Raw genomic sequence first — 19,643 nt, 5'->3', positions numbered from 1 at the left:
TTTGTTACTTCAGTATATAGGAGTGCAAGGAGTTTACTGCTGGTGGAGGTTGGGTGTGGTGCCCTATGAAGGAAAGTTGGGCGGTTGGCGCGGGATTTCGGTGGGTGGTACTGCAGGGCGAAAGGTCGGCGCGAGAGAGGCCCGGCCCGCGATGATGTAGCGCGGTCGAGACGCAGCACGCGACGCCGCCACCCGCCGACGCCACCTCCCGCCGACGCCACCTCCCGCACCCACCAAACACTGCCCAAACCCCGCTTCCGCCCCACACTTCCGAAAAATGTGACACAATGGCTACATGATTGAAGTGCATGGTTTAACCAAGCAATATGGCAAGGTGCGCGCAGTTGATGATCTTTCATTCACGGTGCGCCCTGGAATTATTACCGGATTTTTAGGCCCCAACGGCGCAGGCAAATCAACCACGATGCGCATGATTATGGGATTGGACCGCCCTACCCAGGGTACCGCGCTTATCGACGGCGTCCCGTATACCTCCCTGAAGCGACCATTGTCGAAGATTGGCGCGCTTTTGGACGCCAAGGCAGTGCATCCCAACCGCTCGGCACGCAACCATTTGCGCTGGATTGCGCAGTCCAATGGCATTCCGAACTCGCGAGTTGATGAAGTGTTGAGTCTGGTCGGCTTAACTGAAGTCGCAAAGAAAAAAGCCGGCGGATTCTCCCTCGGTATGGGCCAGCGTCTTGGCCTGGCCACCGCCCTATTAGGGGATCCAGAGATTTTGCTTCTCGACGAGCCCGTCAACGGCCTGGATCCAGAAGGTATTCACTGGGTTCGTGAATTGTTGCGTGCATTAGCAGCTGAGGGACGCACAATTTTTGTGTCCTCGCACCTGCTGTCGGAGATGTCGCAAACGGCAGATCATTTGGTAGTGATTGGTCAAGGCAAGTTGATTGCTGATGAGTCCACCTATGATTTCATTAAGCACAATTCGGCGGCCACTGTGGTGGTTCGTACCAATGACAATGATGTTTTGGAAGCGTCGCTGGTGCAAGAAGGCAAGGTTGTGCGTCGTCAAGCAGATGCAGAGGGTCGTGAATCCTTGCTGATTGCGGATGCAACCACAGATGAAGTCGGTACCATTGCCTTTTCTTACGGGGTGTGTGTACACGAGTTGTCGTTGCAGCGCGCATCGTTGGAGCAAGCATTTATGGAAATGACTGGTCACGCGGTGCAATATCATGCGACGGTGGCTGGTGCAAAGGAGGCAGATCATGCTTAATACGATCCGTTCGGAGTGGACGAAACTGACCTCCACGAAGGCACTGTATTGGAATACGTTTGTGTTATTCCTGCTGACCTTGACGTTTGCGGCGATTGAGGGCTATTTTGTAAAGCCTGATCCGATTCTGCTGAACTTGCCAATTTTGCATGCCAACAAGGTGCTGGTGGGCTTGAATATGCTGGGCATGTTTGTCATTAGCATCCAGGCCATTATGGTGGTCACGGCGGAATATCGCCATGATTATGCCAGCGTGACCTTTACTGCCACGCCAAAACGCGTGCAGGTGGCCGTGGCGAAATGGTTGGTCACAGCGATGTTTATTGCCTTTATCACCTTCACCGCCATGATTGTCAGCTTGTACACCGCAAAGCTTTTAGGCGGGAGCGAAGCCTCGGCAACCCTGCGCGTGTGGGAAGACGATATTATTCTGCGCCTGATGTGGTTAATCCCGCTGAAGATGGTGCTGGTGGCAACCCTATCCCAAGGTGTGGCGTGGTTGCTGAAACAAACAGCCGGCGCGGTTTCCTTAATGGCGTTGTGGATGCTGATGCTGGAGAACATTCTTGGCCTGCTGCCAAAGGTGGGCGAGAAAATTGTGCAGTTCGGCCCATTCTCGAACCTGGTGAAGTTTGAAAATCAGATCACGATGGAAGCCTTCCCATATGGCGGCCAGGGCTCTGGTTGGTATTTCGCCGGCTGGGCGTTCGCGATGCTGGGCATCGGCATTGTCGTGATGATGAAAAAAGACGCATAAGTTCGTAGCGTTACACTTGGTCGAAGGTCTCTTGCCTGTTGGTGAGAGACCTTTCCTATTAAGGAAATTTTGCAATTCCGAAGCGCGTATCGCATGATCGTGCGGTGGGGCATAGTTGCAACAGCACTGCTGCTCTCACGCTTGCTTGACGACGCCGCCCAAGGTCTGCCGCACGCAAGGTTTGCTCGCGCCTCGCGGCCTACGCTGCGCCGCCGCGCCTCGCGGCCCCGCATCCCACGGCCCCGCGCCTCACCGCCCGTTCACGCCACTGCACCCCGCACCCGAGGCGGCCTGTGACACACCTAGCGCCCCGCGACACACCCCTTACTACTGCAAACTAGAGGTCAAGCGCATCACATTGTCAATATAGCGGCGTACCAGCGATCGCTGGTTCCAAACCTCAAGGGTCAACTCGTGTGAGGCATCGAGATATTCGTTGGCAAGCTCAAACAGTTGGCTCACAATATCGCCTTTGGCGGCTAAGAGGGAAATTTCGTAGTTCAAGCCGAAGCTCCGCATATCCATATTGGAAGATCCCAAAACGCCCATTGCTGTTGGGTGCTCTGGATCGGCCAAGAGGAACTTCGAGTGCAACACTGCTGGCGCTGGATATTGGTGAATATGCACACCGGCTTCCAACAAAGCTTGATAATACGACGATTGTGCATGTCCAACCATGAACTGATCAGACTTTTCGTTGACCAGCAGGTCTACTTTCACTCCGCGATAGCAGGCAGAGGTGACAGCTTCGAGCAACGACTCATCTGGCACAAAATATGGGGAACATAAAACCAAGTGGTGTTGGGCATGGTGAATGATCGAGTTGAACATTCGCAAATTCGGTTCGGTGGTATAGCCCGGGCCAGATGGCACTAGTTGCATGATATTTGAAGATTCCGCGTTGGCGTCGTGCGGTTTCTCGTTGTCAATCTTGAGTACTTCGTCTGATTCCAGATACCAGTCAACCGCAAACACGCGCCCCATGGAACTGACAACCGGACCCGAAAGCTCGATCATGATATCCACCCAGCGACGCTTAGTGGCCGCATCGCCTTTTGTCTGGTAGCTCGAGTCGATCATGTTCAACGAACCAATGAACCCCAACACACCGTCGATAATCACCATTTTGCGGTGATTGCGCAGGTCTGGGCGGCGGAAGCGCCATTTCCACGGTTGCAGCGGCAACATCATGTGCCAATCGACGCCAATGGCGTCAAGCCGCTTGCCAAGGCTGAAGTACCCTGCGTATTTCCACGACCCCACATGGTCAAAAAGCAATCGAACTTTCACCCCGCGTGCAACAGCACGTTCCAACGCACGGAAGAACACATCGGTCGTATCGTCCCACACCATGATGTAGATTTCGACGTGCACAAACTCTTGCGCTTCATCAATCGCCGCAGCCATGCGCGCAATAGTTGCCTCATACTCCGAATGCAACCCATGATTCGTGCCAGTCAGTGCTGGCATGCTGGTCAAATGCCGATTCAGGGTAAAAATTGTTTGCAATTCTGGCGTCAAACACTCTTTGGGATAATCAGCAATATTTACTTGACCATTGGTAGTATGCACGCTCGCAGCCTGCTGCACTTTGTGGCGACGGGCATTAATATATGGCGAGCCCATGAGTAGGAACAGCGGCAATCCCACATATGGCAACAGCAAAATCGCTAATAGCCACGCCGTTGAGGAGGATGGCCGCCGACCTTCAGGCACGAAACCAATTGCAATTACCTTAATAACGTAGTCCGCGATCAGGCCGAGGGTAAGAGCATGGTTCCAATCTAAGTACATGGGGTGTACTCCACAATCACCGGTGCGTGATCCGAAGGCTGAACATTATGTCGCTCTTCAACATCAATAAAACTATGCACAACCGATAAATCGCGGGCAAGCTGGAAATCAATCAGCATGCCTTCATTGCGTTCAATGCGATACCCCTTATAGTCCCAATAGGAATAGCCGTCTTGTGGCGAAGCTACCGTCAAACCTGCGTCCAGGAGATGCTCAAAAGCCTGCCGCTCAGGCTCACTGACATGCGTTAATCCAGTAAACGCCGCACGGTCCCACACGTGGGTGTCCTCTGGGGCAATATTGAAATCGCCACCAATGACCATTGGCCCTTCGGTATGCTGCACATGCTGCGATAACGCCCGTAACCAGCGCAATTTATAGTCGTAATGCGGATCGGCAATCGCGCGCCCATTCGGCACATACACACTCCACACACGCACCCCGCCGCAGGTTGCGCCCACTGCCCGGGCTTCTACAGTTTGCGGTTGGGTTGGATCTTTATGAAAGCCTGGTTGTTGCGGAAATTGCTTGTCGACGTCATCAAGGCCAACGCGTGAGAGAATCGCAACACCATTCCACTGGCTGTAGCCAACGTGAGCAATTTCATAATCCGGAAATGCGTCATAGGGGAATTGTGCGTCTTTGCATTTGGTTTCTTGCACCAATAACACATCGATATTTTGGCGTTCTAAAAACTGCACCATGTGAGTCACACGTGTGCGAACCGAGTTTACGTTCCAATTGGCAATGCGCATAGTTATCACTCTACTGAATCATGAAACTTGGCATAGCCGAATCGATGATGTTCGATAAATCCCGATGCTTGCCAAAACGCCACACCGGTGCTGTTTTCGGCACTGATATTCACGATCGCCTCGGTGGCACCATGCTCAATGCCCCAATTGGAAAGTGCCTGCAGCAGTTTGGTTGCTAGCCCACGGCGTCGATAAGCAGGTAAAACTTCAAGGTGGGCAATCCCGAGGTAATGTTCGTGCACGCGCGCGATCGCTGCTGCAAGGATAGTCTGGTTGTCGGTGATGCTGGCACAAATTTGGTTTGGTGCAGGTAGCAGCGCGGCAAGATGCGGCGGCAGGAAATGCGGCGCGGTCGGCCAAGCGTGATCAAGGGTGACGTTGGTAGTTGGGTGAGATTCCAGGGAGGCAGTGAGCATGAGGTAATCGTGGCTGCGCAGCCCAATCCACTGATCAGCAATTTTGCCAATGCGCTCAGGAATCAGCAGCAAGGCAGGGGTGTGATGTGCCGCAAAAAACTCAGTGATTTCGTGAATTGGGACCTCTGCAAACGCGGCACTTGGGCCAAGTGGGGCAGCAGTATTCGACCACGGCCATGGTCCCCCAGCGCGCATAAGCCAATGCCCCTGGCTCGTCCACTGCTCGTGGGTGGAGGAGAACAGCTGCGCGTGGGCTAATTCGAGCTTGCGAATATCAGAATTACGAATTGTGCGCGGCGAAAGTTTCTTAATAATGTGAATTTCGTTCTCGCGCAAGGTAATGCTGTCATGCGAAGAAGGGTATCCGCCGGTTAATTGCGGGCGAATCGAAAGTGAAACCCCAGGCTCAATCGCTGTGATGTGGCCGATAATGTCAGAATGCGCAGCACCAACATCGCGGTGGGCAGTTCCTGGCACTATGCGGCGAACCACCACGCGATCGCCAACTGCTGGGGCATCACTTCGGAAAATATAGGACACGTGTTAGTCTTCGATCTGATCGTGCCCGAATGGGTCTTCGTCCACGCCTGGCATCCAGGTCAAACCAGAAACAGTCCAGCCTTCGCGCTTAATAGCCTTCTTCGCCGCGCGCTTCCAGCGCCCCACCAACATATCGGCATACACATAGCCATCAAGGTGGCCGACCTCATGCTGGAAACACCGCGCTAAAAATCCGGTAGCTTCAGCACTGACTTCTTCACCTTTTTCATTCAAGCCAGTGACCTTTGCCCAAGTCGCGCGACCAGTTGGGAAGCCCAAACCTGGCAAGGAGAGGCAGCCTTCTTCGTCGCTACCGTCAGTTGCTGGCATACCTAATGGCAGCTCAGAGGTCTCGAGCACTGGGTTAATAAAGCAGCCACGGTGGTAGTTGCCTTCATCATCTGGGCAGTCATAGACGAAAATGCGCTTATTCACGCCAATTTGGTTCGCTGCTAAGCCCACGCCACGTGCGACTTCCATGGTTTCAAACATATCTGCAATGAGTTCTTGCAGGTCTTCGATTGGTTCGGTAACAAGCTCGGTCGGCTTGTGCAGCACTTCGGTGCCATAAATAACGATTGGACGTACAGTCATGATCTACAGTGTAAACATGGGAATCAATACAGACCATTCGGCACTACTGGACTTTGAAGAAAAAGCCCCCAAAAGTATGAGTGCCAAACAAGAAGCAATTCGTCAGCAGTTAGGATTAACTCCTATTACCTATTATCAGTGCCTGAATATGGCGCTTGATGATCCTGCCATGTTAGAAAAATATCCGCAGCTCGTTGCCCGTCTTCGTCGAATTCGGGAGTCAAACGATCTGTCTAGTTCTTCAACACCAATCGATACTTATTAGGATAAAACCCGTGACTGAACAAAATTCTCTCCCACTGCGTGGCGTCGCAATGATTTTAATGGCGGTAGCTGCTTTGCTCGTCAGCTGGGGATTATATTCCAGCACCCGTGAAGGTGTGGAAACCCCAGAAGCTGCAGGAATTGCGCCGACTACGTCAGCAGGAGCGATGAATGCAGGCTCACAGCAACAGCCTCCAGCCGATCCAAGCAAAGCCGGCGATCAGCCACCAGCGCCAGCAAGTGATGCGCAACCTGGTCAAGGTGGAGCACAGCCACCAGCGAGCGATCCAGCAACCCCTGCAGCTCCTGCAACACCACCTGCTGATCCAGCGGCACCGGCAGCACCTGCACCAGTGCGCGTGAATGTGCTGAATAACTCCACGATCCAAGGATTAGCAGCACGAGTACAAGATCGTCTTGGCCATGATGGTTATGCTATTCACCACGTTGGCAATCTGCAGGCTTTCAACGTGCCAGAAAATACTGTGTTCTTCACCGATAATGAAGCAGAAGCGCGTCGATTAGCAGAGTCGATTGGAGCAATTGCTGTTCCTCGCCCAGAAGGATTACCTGGAGAGTTTGCTGAACCTGGCATGCTCACGGTGGTACTTGCAGGCGAAACTCAATAACAACCCACTGGATGGAACCTACTGGTATGCAAGAATTTCACGCATCAGCCAAGCCGACGCTCGGCGTTGAATGGGAGCTCGCACTGATCGACCCGATCACGCGCGATTTAACCTCACGTGCCGCAGATGTTATTGCGCTGGCAACGTCTGCACAGCCAGATATTCACTTAGAGCGTGAATTTCTTGCCAACACCGTCGAAATTGTCACCCCAGTATGTGACACCGTGCCGCAAGCAGTGGCAGAACTGCGCAAAGCATTAACGGCGGTGCAACAAGCAGCAGGTTCATTGAATCTGAAATTATGGGGTTCGGGGTCGCACCCATTTTCTGATGTGCGCACCCAACCAACCAGCGCAAAAGGGCATTACGACGAAATCATTGCGCGCACTCGCTATTGGGGAAATCAGATGCTCATTTGGGGCATTCATACCCACGTTGGTATCTCTGATAAACATCGCGTCTGGCCAATTATTAATGCCCTGCTCACCAACTATCCGCATCTGTTAGCCTTAACCGCTTCCAGCCCTGGCTGGGATGGCATTGATACTGGCTATGCGTCCAACCGCACGATGCTGTATCAACAATTACCGACCGCCGGTTTACCATATCAATTTCAAAGCTGGGAAGAATGGGAATCCTTTATGGATGACCAGCAAAAATCGGGCGTGATTAACCACACCGGTTCCATGCACTTTGATATTCGACCAGCTGGCAAGTGGGGCACGATCGAAGTACGCGTGTGCGATTCCACCGCCAATATTCAAGAATTAGCCGCCGCCGTGGCCTTAACCCATTGCCTGGTTGTCTATTACGACCGTCTGCTTGCTGCCGGTCAAGAACTGCCGAGCTTGCAGCCGTGGCACGTTTCGGAAAACAAGTGGCGCGCAGCCCGCTATGGCATGGACGCGATCATTATTGTTGATCGCGAAACCAACGAGCGACTCGTCACCGATGATTTGTTGCTGTGGGTGGAAACATTGCTGCCGATTGCGCAGGAATTAGAATGCACAACCGAGCTGAACTATATTAAGGAAATTATTGCAACTGGCGCTGGATATCAGCGACAGCGCGCACTATTTGAACAGCACGGTTCGTGGTACCCAGCAGTGGACGCCACAATCGCAGAACTTGAACAAGGATGGCAATAATGACCTCTCAACTCGTGGCGATCCCACATATGGGCGAATTCCCCGACGTGTTTGTCGATCTCGTCCAAGAGTTCCGAGGCATGAAAATCTTTCCCGCCAAAGGCACACTCACACAACAAGCCGCAGCCTTCGAGCAGTGGTTAGATAAGCACGAGTTGCGTTCCAATATTGTCATCATTGGCCGCGGCACGGGCGGTTTTATTGGCCAAATTGTGGCCAAGCGCCAGCCACAGCGCATTCAGCACATTCTCGCTGTCTACTATCCCGACGAAGCACTGGAATTACCAGAGGCCATTTTCCCGGAAAAGTCCCTGATCCCGACCGATATTCCAGTCACTCGCATCGATGATGAGGCAGCGCTTGCGCACGAGCTGCTGCAATATCTTTAAGGGCACCTCGCGCACCTCGCTTTGCGACGCAGCCCAGCACCGCACCCCACAAGTTCGCAATGCCGCGCCGGGTCCGCAGCCCACAGACAGCGCCGCGCCGGGTTCGTGTTCCGCAAGCAGCACCCCACAGCGCCTTACCAAAAAGATGAGGTTGGAAGAACACTCTTCCAACCTCATCGTTCTTACACGAACAACGCGTAATTATGCACCGGTGTAGCTGAGCAAGAACGTTGCTTCAGCAATTGCAATATCGCGAATCTCACGTGGATCAACCGACTCATTTGGCGAATGAATGGTGCACTGTGGCTCCTCTACGCCGAATAGGGTCAGCTCGGCATGTGGCGAAATCTCCATCAATTCAGTGCACAGTGGAATCGATCCGCCAGCGCCAACGACCGTCAGCGGCTTATTCTCATATGCCGCACGCAAGCATTGTGAAAACTCCTTTACTGCAGGACCTTCCAAGGAACCTGCGAATGGCTGATTCACATCGTGAATCTCAGCAACAACTTTCACACCCCAAGGTGCATGCGCATGCGCATGTGCGACAACTGCATCTGCAACCTCTTGAGCATCCATTCCCGGTGGCACACGCAAGTTCAAACGCGCTGCAGCAGTCGCCGGAACAGCATTCACAGCATGCGCGACAGGGGTAGAAGTAAAACCTGTTACCGAAAGCGCTGCACGCGCCCACACCATATCGGCTGGATCGTCATCGTCGGTACCCATAATTTGGGTACCTTCTAACATGCCGGCATCTTTTCGGAAGGCCTCGCGATCATAGCTGGCACCTTCCCACTTCACGGTGTTATCAATGCCATCAATAACGGTGCGGCCAAACTCATCGCGGTAAGAATCAATCAGACGAATCAAAGCAGCAGCGGCATCTGGTGCTGCACCACCGAAGGAACCTGAATGTACAGGTGTAGCGAGCGTATCGACGCGCAGATCAATCTGCGCTCCACCACGTAATGTGGTGGTCAGCGTTGGTTCGCCAACAGCGGCATTACCAGTATCTGCAATGAGGATCACGTCGGCGTCGAAAAGCTCAGGTTGCTCTGCTAAGAGGGCAGAAAGTTCGGCACCACCTTGTTCTTCAGAACCTTCAACTAAAACTTTCAACCCTAAATCGGTGCCGCCAAGTTCATTGATGGCGCGCAAGGCAGCAAGGTGCATGACAACATTGCCCTTGCAATCGGCAGCGCCGCGAGCGTACCAGCGGCCGTCACGCTCGGTGAGTGTGGTTGGGTCAGACAGCCACAAAGCTGGATCGCCTGCTGGCACCACATCATAGTGGCAGTAGAGCAACACAGTTTTTGCATCGCCAACTGGTGCCTTCACACCGAGGAACGCAGGAGAGCCGGTTTCTTCCTTGTATGCAGTGACTGTTAAGCCAACCGATTCCAGTGAAGCGCGGATCCACGCTGCTGCACCGGCGTGATCATCGCGCAGCTCAGGGGCGCTATGCACCGAATGGAAGGAGGTAAGTTCTTGTAAATCTTGAAAGATTTGCTTATGTTGCGCCTCAATCAGTGGGCGCACTTTTGCGGTAATTTCGGCAATAGTCATAGGTATCAGCATAAGCGAATGAGAATTACAGCAAAACCCTTGAAGTATCACTTGGTATAACCTGCAGATCTTTGTATTCGGACGATATTTGATGCCTGGCTGCGTCGAAAAGCGATGCTGGCGGGTTTTGAACGCTCACAGCGAATATTTTTGCTAGGAGTCAAGAATTCCTGATAGAACAAAGGTACGTGGGAAACCTTGGGGCTTCATGAGTGCCAAACCCACGAATGATGAAAGAAGTGTGTACATTTTATGGTGCACCAGTCGATGATCGAAGACACGATTTAAAAGGAGAACACTCATGGCAAAGATTATTGCTTTTGATGAGGAAGCACGCCGCGGTCTTGAGCGTGGCCTTAACACTTTGGCAGATGCTGTAAAGGTGACGTTGGGGCCAAAGGGTCGTAACGTTGTTTTAGAGAAGAGCTGGGGTGCGCCTACCATTACTAACGATGGTGTCTCCATTGCTCGTGAGATTGAGCTGGAAGATCCTTATGAGAAGATCGGCGCTGAGCTCGTCAAGGAAGTCGCGAAGAAGACTGACGACGTTGCTGGCGACGGTACTACCACGGCAACTGTGCTGGCACAGGCACTGGTTCGCGAAGGTTTGCGCAATGTTGCTGCAGGCTCGAACCCAATGGGTATCAAGCGCGGTATCGAGCAGGCTGTGGCAGCAGTAACCGCCAAGTTGCTTGAAACTGCCAAGGAAGTTGAAACCGAAGAAGAAATTGCTGCAACCGCTGGTATTTCTGCAGCTGATCCTGCAATCGGTGCACAGATCGCAAAGGCTATGTACGCAGTTGGTGGCGGCAAGCTGAATAAGGAATCTGTTATTACCGTTGAAGAGTCCAACACCTTCGGTGTGGAGCTGGAAGTTACCGAAGGTATGCGCTTTGATAAGGGCTACATTTCGGGTTACTTCGCAACCGATATGGAACGTCTTGAGGCAGTGCTTGAAGACCCATATATTTTGCTGGTTTCCGGCAAGATTTCCAATATTAAAGACGTTCTCCCATTGCTGGAGAAGGTCATGCAGACCGGCAAGCCACTGCTGATCATTGCAGAAGACGTAGAAGGCGAAGCACTGTCCACCCTGGTTGTGAACAAGATTCGCGGTACCTTCAAGTCCGTAGCTGTCAAGGCTCCAGGTTTCGGCGATCGTCGTAAAGCAAATCTGCAGGATATGGCTATCTTGACCGGTGGCCAGGTTATCGCTGAAGAAGTTGGCCTGCGTCTGGAGACCGCTGATCTGCCATTGCTGGGTCGAGCACGCAAGGTAGTTGTGACCAAGGATGACACCACCATCGTGGAAGGCCTCGGCTCTGCAGACCAGATTCAGGGTCGCGTGAACCAGATCCGCACCGAAATGGAAAACTCCGATTCCGAGTACGACCGTGAGAAGCTGCAAGAGCGTCTGGCAAAGCTTGCCGGCGGCGTGGCAGTGATCAAGGTTGGCGCAGCGACCGAGGTTGAGCTCAAGGAGCGCAAGCACCGCATTGAAGACGCTGTGCGTAACGCAAAGGCTGCTGTTGAAGAAGGCATTGTTGCCGGCGGCGGTGTTGCGTTGCTCCAGGCAGCTCACGTGCTTGATGCTGATCTCGACCTGGTTGGCGATGAGGCAACCGGCGTGAAGATCGTTCGCGAGGCATTGTCTGCACCACTGAAGCAAATCGCCTACAACGCAGGCATGGAGCCAGGTGTGGTTGCTGATAAGGTTTCTCACCTGCCAGCTGGCCAGGGCTTAAATGCTGCAACCGGCGAGTACGTTGATTTGATGGCTGCAGGCATTAACGACCCTGTGAAGGTAACCCGCTCTGCACTGCAGAATGCGGCTTCTATTGCGGCTCTGTTCTTGACCACTGAGGCAGTTGTGGCTGATAAGCCAGAACCAGCTGCGCCAGCGGCAATGCCAGGTGCTGACGAGATGGGCGGCATGGGCTTCTAACCCCTTTTCACTCCAAGGCCTTAAGGATGCGTTGCTTTGCGACGCGCCCCTTAAGGCCTTTTTCTTTTGCAAAACTTATGGCGTGTCGCTTGAAAAACTGTGTGAAACTGATGTGAAAAAATTGAAGCATTTGAGACTGCTGTGTCGAAAATTACCCCCGAAATTGGTTAATTTTTCAGAAGTGTTGATATTTTTTTATGCTGCAGAATGAGAAAAATGTCATATCGGATCTGGGAAAAAGTTCGTTACAAAATGGTAGAAATTATTCTCTATTGTCCTGACGTGCGAAAACAAAAGTGCAGGTAAATTGTAGTTTCGAATTTTTCTCGAATTTGGTACGAGTTGCAGTGATGCGTGAAGAATGGCTAGACAAACTGACTTGACGGATCGCGAAGCTGTGGCAGAATAGGTAACCAGAGACGCCCAGAGTTTTGGGGGTCGGCACATATCAATTGTGCCAGCAAACGCTGGCAACCTCTTTCAAGGAGTACACAATGGATCTTTCCGTATTGGTAGAGCAGCTGGACAAGGCTCAAAAGATTTTCAAGGCAGTTCTCGCTATCTTCGGCGACACCCCAAAGCTGTTCGTGAACATTTCTAAGTTCGTAACTGAAGCTCCAGAGAACTGGAAGGCTACCGCTGCTCTGTTCAAGGCTGCAGAGGATGCTAAGCCAGCTGCAGACGCTGCTAAGCAAGCTGCAGACGCTGCAGGCACCAAGTAATTTCTTTTAACTGAAGTACAACTTTAGTTTTGTAATTTTTTTACACAATCTTGTTGATTGTGTGCTCTATTTATAAGGAGAAAATAATGGATAAGTTCAGCAAGGGTTTGGAGACCTGGGACGCACTTTCTTCCAAGGGTCTTTTCGGTGCACTGTTCACCAGCCTGAAGAAGGTCTTCGACTTGGTTAAGCATTTCGTTGAGCTCTACAAGGCAGTTAAGTAATCAACTGTTTTGATTGAAGTTTTATAAAAGCGGCTTCTTCGGAAGCCGCTTTTTCTATGCACAGAAGCCGTTGGTCAATCAAAATAGAAACACTAGGTTTTATCTGCAGTGCATTTCAGATCGTTGCTCACCTAATCGCAAGCAGCGCGATCATTTGAAATATTGATGCCAGTATTGATTTCTAGCACGAAGAACAATCAGCATTCTGCTGCTTTCTTGCTGAGGGTTCATTACCACCCGGCAAGTGAATACGAAACTTTTGCAGTAAGTGAGTCCTACTGTTCGACATCCGGTTTCGTACCATCTCTGGTGAACATGATTCGTCGTCGTATGCTGCAATAAAAGAGCTCTCCGTGGTCTGTTTAAACATGGGATGTGAATAGAATTCGGACAACAATCGACAGTAGAAAGCTGTGTTAGAAATACCACAGTAATGTGGGTTTTCCGTGGTCGTAGCTGAGAGAATCGTTGCGACGTGCGAGTTGGGGGATAATCCTAGGGGGGAAATGGTAAAAATGTCTGGTTCTTCTTCAGCGGAACTTTCACTCGAGGAGTAAGCTAGATATATGGCTGATTCAGACAATGACTTGCCCGTCATCGACCTCGCCGCAACCGAGGGTTATATCGTCGACGATACTGATGAAGATGATCCAGTGTTGCTGGCTCCTGATGGAACGCCGATCAATACGTGGCGTGAAAACTACCCGTATGATGAGCGTTTAACTCGTGATGAATATGAGCATACTAAGCGTGCCCTCCAAATCGAGCTGCTGAAGTGGCAAAACTGGACAAAGGATACCGGCCAACGGCACATCATCTTGTTTGAAGGTCGCGATGCCGCCGGTAAAGGTGGCACCATCAAACGCTTTAATGAGCACCTGAATCCGCGTGGTGCGCGCACTGTAGCCTTGGAAAAGCCTTCCCCAAGAGAATCTACCTCCTGGTATTTCCAGCGTTATATCGAGCATTTTCCAGCCGCCGGCGAGATCGTCTTCTTCGACCGCTCTTGGTACAACCGCTCTGGCGTCGAACGCGTGATGGGTTTCTGCACCGAATCGCAACATGCTGAGTTCCTCCGCGAAGTCCCAATGCTCGAAAACATGATTCTCGGCTCTGGCATTTCGTTAACCAAGTTCTGGTTCTCAGTTAGCCAAAAAGAGCAACGCACCCGTTTCGCCATCCGCCAAGTCGATCCCGTGCGTCAGTGGAAACTTTCCCCAATGGATCTCGCCTCTCTTGATCGTTGGGACGATTACACCCGCGCAAAGGAAGAACAGTTCCGGTATACAGATACGGATGAGTCGCCGTGGATCACAATTCGCTCGAATGACAAAAAGCGTGCTCGTTTGAACGCTATACGTTATATTTTGAGCAAATTCGAATACACCAACAAAGACCATGATGTTGTTGGCGTACCAGATCCATTAATTGTGATGCGCGGTCGCGACCAAATCGGCGACTAGTCAAACACCTCGGCATCTGCGACCATCACGCCGCATGCTACAGAACCACCCAAACCACCCTATGCACCAAGGTTGATGCGCATAGGGTGGTTTGATTAGCTAGCTGACAATCTCAATAGGATTGCCTTGCCACCTCGAGCCAGCCGGCACAGTATCACCACGCATCACAAGTGAACCAGGCTCAATCACACTGCCTGCACCCAGCCGGGCTGCTGGCAAGAGTACTGAATGTGCGCCTAAGGTGGCACCGTCGTCAAGCCAAACATGATCCAAACTCATAATTCGGTCGTGGAATAGATGCGTTTGTACCACCGTGCCAGGCCCGACGCTGGCGCCTGCGCCAATATGGCACAGATCGGTTTCCGGCAGCCAATACGATTCAATCCACGCGCCTTTGCCAATTTCGGCGCCGAGTAGCCGTAAGACGAAGTTGATGCTGCCGGTGCCAAGCGCGTGCTGGAACAACCAGGGTGCAGCGAGGACTTCAATGAAGGTATCTTGTAATTCATTCAGCCATACGAACCAGCTCCACAGCGGGTGTTCAGCGCCGCGATGACGTTGCACGCACAGCCATTTCACCGCGACCGTGATACCTGCAGCAATCCATCCAGCCAGCAGCAACAGCACACCGCTCAGCAGTGCTGTTAGCAAAATACCTACAGTGTGAACAAGAACCGACATGGCAATACACACAACGGTAAGCAACAGTGCTGCGGTCATCGGCGCGAAAAGTCTCAGGCTTTCTATCAACGCGCGGGCAAGTTTGCGCTGCAGAGGTGGCTCATAACGCAATGATGTTGTTGTATCTTCGGCGTGCACAATTCGGCGCATGCGTTCTGGCGGCGATCCCCACCAGTTGCTATGTGGCTTGGTTTTCTTTGGTGTAGCAGACAACACTGCTATTAAGGAATGTTTGGCGAGTTTCCTGGCAGATCCCAATATGCTGGAGTTGCCTAAGAAACTTCGCTTGCCGACGACGCTGTGCTCCACCCGGATCCAACCACCGCCGAGTTCATAGCCGCCAATGAGGGTGTCGTCGGCAAGGAAGGCGCCTTCCTTAATAGTGGTGAGGCATGGAATGAGTAGTGCGGTGGAAATTTCCACGTTGCGCCCAATGGTGGCCCCGAGACTGCGCAGCCACAGTGGGGTAAGCGTTGCGGCATACAGTGGGAATAACCAGGTACGCGCTTCGTCCATTAGGCGGGTGGTACACCAGATTTGCCAGCCGGCGCGACTGCGTACCGGGAAAACACCTGGGCGAAGTTTGAAGCTGCAGATGCGAACCCCACACCAGATTGCAAGCAGCATTACGGCATAGCCAATGAGCGCTCCTAGCGGGCTGAGCCAGACAAGGGCCATTGTATCTGTGCGAAACGCGTATTGTTGGATGGCGATTATGGCACTGCCTCCTGCTGTTATGGCAATCAGTGGCAGAGCGGCGAGCAGCATGGCACTGAGGCCAAAAATTGGCACCCATATTTTTCCATGCGGTGCATGTTCGGATGGGAAGCGATGATGCGCGCGCCCTGTTTTATGGGCAGGAGATCCGGAAAAACGTTTATACGCGGGAACGGTTGTGCCGGCACGAAGGGCAGAACCTGCTTCAATATGGGCTAATTCACCAATTGTGCAGTCTGGACCAATGATGCTGCGCGTCCCAATTCGCGCATCGGCACCAATGCTGATGCTGCCAATAACCAGTTCATCGCCATCGAGCCAGTGCCCACTGAGATCAACTTCAGGTTCAATGGCGGCAAAATCCCCAATATTAAGCAGTCCCGTGACCGGCGGCAAGGTGTGTAAGTGCACATGTTGGCCAATCTGGACACCTAAGATGCGGGCATAATAATTCACCCATACCGATCCGGTTAATCCTCGTACACCTGAAAGATCCGAGAGCCGTTCGGCAGCCCAGAGGCGAAGATGCACACTGCCACCGCGCGGATACCGGCCAGGTGAAATCTTCCACATAATTGTGCGCACGAGCACGCCGCCAAACCATAAGCGCCCTGGTGGAGTTAAGAAGAGCAAACTTAAGATTCCGAGCGTGTACCAGGATGTATGCCATGCGAAATTGACGCCAGCCAGGTTTGCGAGGTTGAGCCCAAGTAAAAGCCATGTCAACCAGATTGTGCCGCGTAGAGCCATGAACACTGGTTGGAGCAGAAATTGGAGGATGCGAGTTCGCAGCGGTACGGGTGCAACCACGCGCGTGTTGGTAGCTGGCGCAGGTTCCGTGGCTTCAAGATGTGCTGCAAGAGTGGCAAGGCGTGGATGATCGTAGAGTTCGCGCACACTCAGATGTGGATAGCGCTGGCGAATATCGCCAACAACCAGTGCTGCAGCTAATGAGGTTCCGCCTAAGGCAAAGAAATCATCATCGGAATTGTTTGGTGGTACACCGAGGTGTTGTGCCCAAATTGTTGCCAGCCAGGCTTCGGTGCTTGTCAAACGTGAGGTATCAAGTTCGTGTGTGGGAAGTGGCCAAGGCAGTGCTCGTTTATTTACTTTGCCAGCGGTGGTCACAGGGAGTGAGTCCATGACATGCAGCTGTGGTATTAAGGCCGCAGGAAGTTGTGTACGAAGCTGTGCCACAATGCTGTGATGATCAAAGATTGCTGATGCTTGCAGCGTAAGATATGCCACGAGGGTAGGGTTGGCGTGCTGATTTTGCACCACCACAGTTGCGGTGGCAATTCCATCGAGTTGCTGTAAATAGCTTTCGACTTCGCCTAACTCAATGCGGCGACCACCGATTTTGACTTGATCGTCGAGTCGGCCTTGAAAATACAAACCATCTGGCTCTAGGCGAACGTGATCGCCGGTGCGGTAGGCGCGCTGCCACCCTAAAGCAGGTAAAGCAGCGTAGCGTTGCTGATCTTTTATTGGATCTAAATATCGCGCTAAGCCTACGCCGCCAATAATGAGCTCACCTGCCTGCCCGTATGCAACAGGTTGGCCGGATGCATCAACGACTGCTAAATCCCATCCGGCAAGTGGTAATCCAATTGAAACTTCTTGGTTTGGGTATAACCGTGCAGCACAGGCGACGACGGTTGCCTCAGTTGGCCCATAGGTGTTCCATACTTCTCGATCCTTGGTTGCAAGTTTGGTAACTAGCTCTGGTGGGCAGGCTTCTCCGCCGAAGATGAGGAGTCGAACCTGATCGAGGGCTTCTGCTGGCCACAAACCAGCCAGCGTTGGGACTGTCGAAATTACAGTAATTGCGCGTCGAATCAGCCACGGGCCAAGATCCATGCCACTGCGTACTAATGCGCGTGGTGCAGGCACTAAACAGCCGCCATGCGCCCAGGCTAGCCACATTTCTTCACAGCTTGCGTCGAATGCAACGGATAATCCTGCTAATACGCGATCATCGGGGCCCAGGGGTTGGGATTGGCAAAATAATTGTGCTTCAGCGGCAACAAACGCCGCTGCGCTGCGATGAGTAACCGCAACACCTTTCGGAAGACCAGTTGAACCAGACGTAAAAATAATCCATGCATCGTCATCAGGTGTAGGTAGCGCGGTATCCCCATCAACTGTTGTGTGTACGAGCGTGATGCCACTGTTGGTAATAATGGCATTCACATCTGCCTGTTCGAATACTATCGTGGCGCGTTCTTCAGGATCATCGGCATCCACAGGCACATACGCTGCACCGGCGTACAAGATTCCTAAGATGGCGGTATACAACTCATTCGAACCAGAGGCAAGGCGGACCCCAATCCGATCGCCCCGGCGAATGCCTAAGGCGTGCAAGTTGGCGGCATAGTCTTGCATGGCCGTCCAGAGCTCTTGATAAGTGATGATGGTGCCATCGTCGAGGGCGGCGGCATCAGGGTAGGCATGCACGGTTGCCTGAAAACACTCTATTAAGGAACTTGGTGGACTGGCTTCGTCGCTACGCAAATATTGCGGGAAAATTGTGGGGATACTCATAGCTTTCGACACACGCGTTGTGAACAGGTAATGAACTTGAGTGTAGCGAAGGTTTGAATATTCCTTGGACGTGAATCACGTGCTGCGCCGAAAGTATTAGGCTTCGGATTCGCGTTGGGCGTCGAGTTCTGCGTCGAAAATTGCGTCTGCTAATTTACGTAGGTGTTTGAGCTGTTTGTGCGTGGATTCGTAGAGCGCGGAATGCTCGGCTTCACTGACTAAGCTGGCAAGCTCAGCCTGAGCCTTGTGGCCTTTTTTCGTGGCGCGCACAATTTGACGACGCCGATCTTTTGGATCTCGTTCGCGTTTGACCCAGTTTTTCTTTTCCAAGGAATCGATGAGTCGGACCATATCAGAGGCATCGACGGCAAGCAGTTCGCATAATGCGGTCTGGCTGGTGGCGTCGGTATTCATCAGGCAAGACAGTACCCAGTATTCACGGAGCGACACTTTTTTCTGGCTCAGCTGTGCTTCAACTGCATCACGGGTGCGTCGGCGCAGTCGTTCGAGCTGGAACGACGGTGACTCCAGCAAAGCCGTCGGGATTTCAAAAAGTGCCATAGTGCCTATCTTAGTGGGGTATGCCCAATGATGGGAAACTATTGTCAAATGAGCCATTGGCCACGGTAGGTGTCACAATTGGCGGAAGTCGGGAGAAAATGGGGAAAAAGAAAACCCTCGCATCAGGTGTCTGATGGAGGGCTACTACGGTGCAGCTATTAGAACATGGTCTGGATAGATGCAGCAGAGGATGCGAATGCAACCTGTGCGTGGTTGTTGGTCTCGTGATCTTCGGAGTCAGTTACGACGAAAGGAAGACCTGCAACCAAGGAAGCGAAGAAGCCGTTGCGGTTGATCATGATCTGTAACTCTTTCTGTTTAATACATTCTGTTCTGTCCGCAGGTTCTTAAAAACATTTTTGAACTTGATCCTGCGGGGCGCTGGTGTGCGCTATGAATACAATGGTGCGCCTGTTCCAACAGAAAAGCAAACCACAATCGGAAGACATCGGACATCAGTTGTGTACACTTGAACCTAGTTTGAATACTATGCTTGATATCGGTTGTGTTTTTAATATATTGCCAGTTCACTTGCATAAAATGTGTATGATATTCCATCGATATGTAGTAAAAAGTGAAGTAGCTATCAAAAAATAGGCACTGTGATACTCGCTGCACCGTATAAAAAGTACAAAAATAACAAACAGAATCGGACATTTTGAAGTGCAATGTGGGTTTATGTGAGTTATTG

Annotated in this window: 18 protein-coding genes; 10 read left to right on the top strand and 8 right to left on the bottom strand. The window is 52.1% G+C overall.

Annotated features, from left to right (window positions below):
- The first annotated feature begins 295 nt into the window (after positions 1-295).
- Entirely contained in the window at positions 296-1,240 is a 945-nt protein-coding gene (locus tag NXS99_RS07240; RefSeq protein WP_259287995.1) for an ABC transporter ATP-binding protein, read from the top strand.
- Positions 1,233-1,997 (top strand): multidrug ABC transporter permease, encoded by a 765-nt coding sequence (locus NXS99_RS07235; protein WP_259287994.1) that lies wholly within the window; start codon positions 1,233-1,235, stop codon positions 1,995-1,997. The genes NXS99_RS07240 and NXS99_RS07235 overlap by 8 nt, the downstream gene beginning before the upstream one ends.
- A gap of 327 nt (positions 1,998-2,324) precedes the next feature.
- On the opposite strand, the gene cls is transcribed toward NXS99_RS07235, so the two are convergent.
- The 4 genes from cls to NXS99_RS07215 are packed head-to-tail and all read right to left on the bottom strand — an operon-like array spanning position 2,325 to position 6,096.
- Entirely contained in the window at positions 2,325-3,791 is a 1,467-nt protein-coding gene (gene cls, locus NXS99_RS07230) for a cardiolipin synthase (RefSeq protein ID WP_259287993.1), read from the bottom strand.
- The gene (locus tag NXS99_RS07225) at positions 3,782-4,546 is read right to left on the bottom strand and encodes an exodeoxyribonuclease III (RefSeq protein WP_259287992.1); all 765 of its coding nucleotides are present in this window, start codon (positions 4,544-4,546) and stop codon (positions 3,782-3,784) included. Before NXS99_RS07225 ends, cls begins: the two co-directional genes overlap by 10 nt.
- A 5-nt stretch (positions 4,547-4,551) precedes the next feature.
- A complete protein-coding gene (locus NXS99_RS07220) occupies positions 4,552-5,502 on the bottom strand; it encodes an N-acetyltransferase (protein WP_259287991.1) in 951 nt (316 codons plus the stop codon).
- Between the two features lie 3 nt (positions 5,503-5,505).
- Positions 5,506-6,096 carry a peptide deformylase gene (locus tag NXS99_RS07215; RefSeq protein WP_259287990.1) on the bottom strand — a complete coding sequence of 197 codons (591 nt, stop codon included), beginning with the start codon at positions 6,094-6,096 and terminating at the stop codon, positions 5,506-5,508.
- Between the two features lie 16 nt (positions 6,097-6,112).
- Here NXS99_RS07215 and NXS99_RS07210 point away from each other — a divergent pair, with 16 nt between their 5' ends.
- The 4 genes from NXS99_RS07210 to NXS99_RS07195 are packed head-to-tail and all read left to right on the top strand — an operon-like array spanning position 6,113 to position 8,526.
- Entirely contained in the window at positions 6,113-6,361 is a 249-nt protein-coding gene (locus NXS99_RS07210) for a DUF3263 domain-containing protein (protein WP_259287989.1), read from the top strand.
- A gap of 10 nt (positions 6,362-6,371) precedes the next feature.
- Positions 6,372-6,989: a LytR C-terminal domain-containing protein gene (locus NXS99_RS07205; RefSeq protein WP_259287988.1), complete on the top strand. Its 618-nt coding sequence runs from the start codon at positions 6,372-6,374 to the stop codon at positions 6,987-6,989.
- Positions 6,990-7,015: 26 nt separating this feature from the next.
- Entirely contained in the window at positions 7,016-8,137 is a 1,122-nt protein-coding gene (locus tag NXS99_RS07200) for a glutamate--cysteine ligase (RefSeq protein WP_259287987.1), read from the top strand.
- The gene (locus NXS99_RS07195) at positions 8,137-8,526 is read left to right on the top strand and encodes a hypothetical protein (RefSeq protein ID WP_259287986.1); all 390 of its coding nucleotides are present in this window, start codon (positions 8,137-8,139) and stop codon (positions 8,524-8,526) included. The genes NXS99_RS07200 and NXS99_RS07195 overlap by 1 nt, the downstream gene beginning before the upstream one ends.
- 201 nt (positions 8,527-8,727) lie before the next feature.
- On the opposite strand, the gene NXS99_RS07190 is transcribed toward NXS99_RS07195, so the two are convergent.
- Positions 8,728-10,095: a dipeptidase gene (locus NXS99_RS07190; protein ID WP_259287985.1), complete on the bottom strand. Its 1,368-nt coding sequence runs from the start codon at positions 10,093-10,095 to the stop codon at positions 8,728-8,730.
- Positions 10,096-10,396: 301 nt separating this feature from the next.
- Here NXS99_RS07190 and groL point away from each other — a divergent pair, with 301 nt between their 5' ends.
- The 4 genes from groL to ppk2 all read left to right on the top strand — a co-directional run bounded on the left by groL (position 10,397) and on the right by ppk2 (position 14,449).
- Positions 10,397-12,040 (top strand): chaperonin GroEL, encoded by a 1,644-nt coding sequence (gene groL / locus NXS99_RS07185; RefSeq protein WP_259287984.1) that lies wholly within the window; start codon positions 10,397-10,399, stop codon positions 12,038-12,040.
- A gap of 494 nt (positions 12,041-12,534) precedes the next feature.
- Positions 12,535-12,762, top strand: coding sequence for a hypothetical protein (locus NXS99_RS07180; protein ID WP_259287983.1), 228 nt, complete (start codon positions 12,535-12,537; stop codon positions 12,760-12,762).
- A gap of 86 nt (positions 12,763-12,848) precedes the next feature.
- Positions 12,849-12,986 (top strand): hypothetical protein, encoded by a 138-nt coding sequence (locus tag NXS99_RS07175; RefSeq protein WP_259287982.1) that lies wholly within the window; start codon positions 12,849-12,851, stop codon positions 12,984-12,986.
- Between the two features lie 566 nt (positions 12,987-13,552).
- Positions 13,553-14,449 (top strand): polyphosphate kinase 2, encoded by an 897-nt coding sequence (ppk2, locus tag NXS99_RS07170; RefSeq protein WP_259287981.1) that lies wholly within the window; start codon positions 13,553-13,555, stop codon positions 14,447-14,449.
- Positions 14,450-14,548: 99 nt separating this feature from the next.
- Here the strand turns inward: ppk2 and NXS99_RS07165 are convergent, their stop codons facing one another.
- The 3 genes from NXS99_RS07165 to NXS99_RS07155 form a co-directional block, all read right to left on the bottom strand.
- A complete protein-coding gene (locus NXS99_RS07165) occupies positions 14,549-18,391 on the bottom strand; it encodes a Pls/PosA family non-ribosomal peptide synthetase (protein ID WP_259287980.1) in 3,843 nt (1,280 codons plus the stop codon).
- A gap of 96 nt (positions 18,392-18,487) precedes the next feature.
- The gene (locus NXS99_RS07160) at positions 18,488-18,952 is read right to left on the bottom strand and encodes a MarR family winged helix-turn-helix transcriptional regulator (protein ID WP_259287979.1); all 465 of its coding nucleotides are present in this window, start codon (positions 18,950-18,952) and stop codon (positions 18,488-18,490) included.
- Between the two features lie 158 nt (positions 18,953-19,110).
- Positions 19,111-19,251 (bottom strand): hypothetical protein, encoded by a 141-nt coding sequence (locus NXS99_RS07155; RefSeq protein WP_259287978.1) that lies wholly within the window; start codon positions 19,249-19,251, stop codon positions 19,111-19,113.
- Between the last annotated feature and the right edge of the window lie 392 nt (positions 19,252-19,643).

It is taken from the genome of Corynebacterium sp. HS2168-gen11 (assembly GCF_024834075.1).
In the GTDB taxonomy this organism is placed as follows: domain Bacteria; phylum Actinomycetota; class Actinomycetes; order Mycobacteriales; family Mycobacteriaceae; genus Corynebacterium.
Note: the sequence above shows the minus strand (reverse complement) of the source record. Positions and strands in the feature narration are given on the sequence as shown.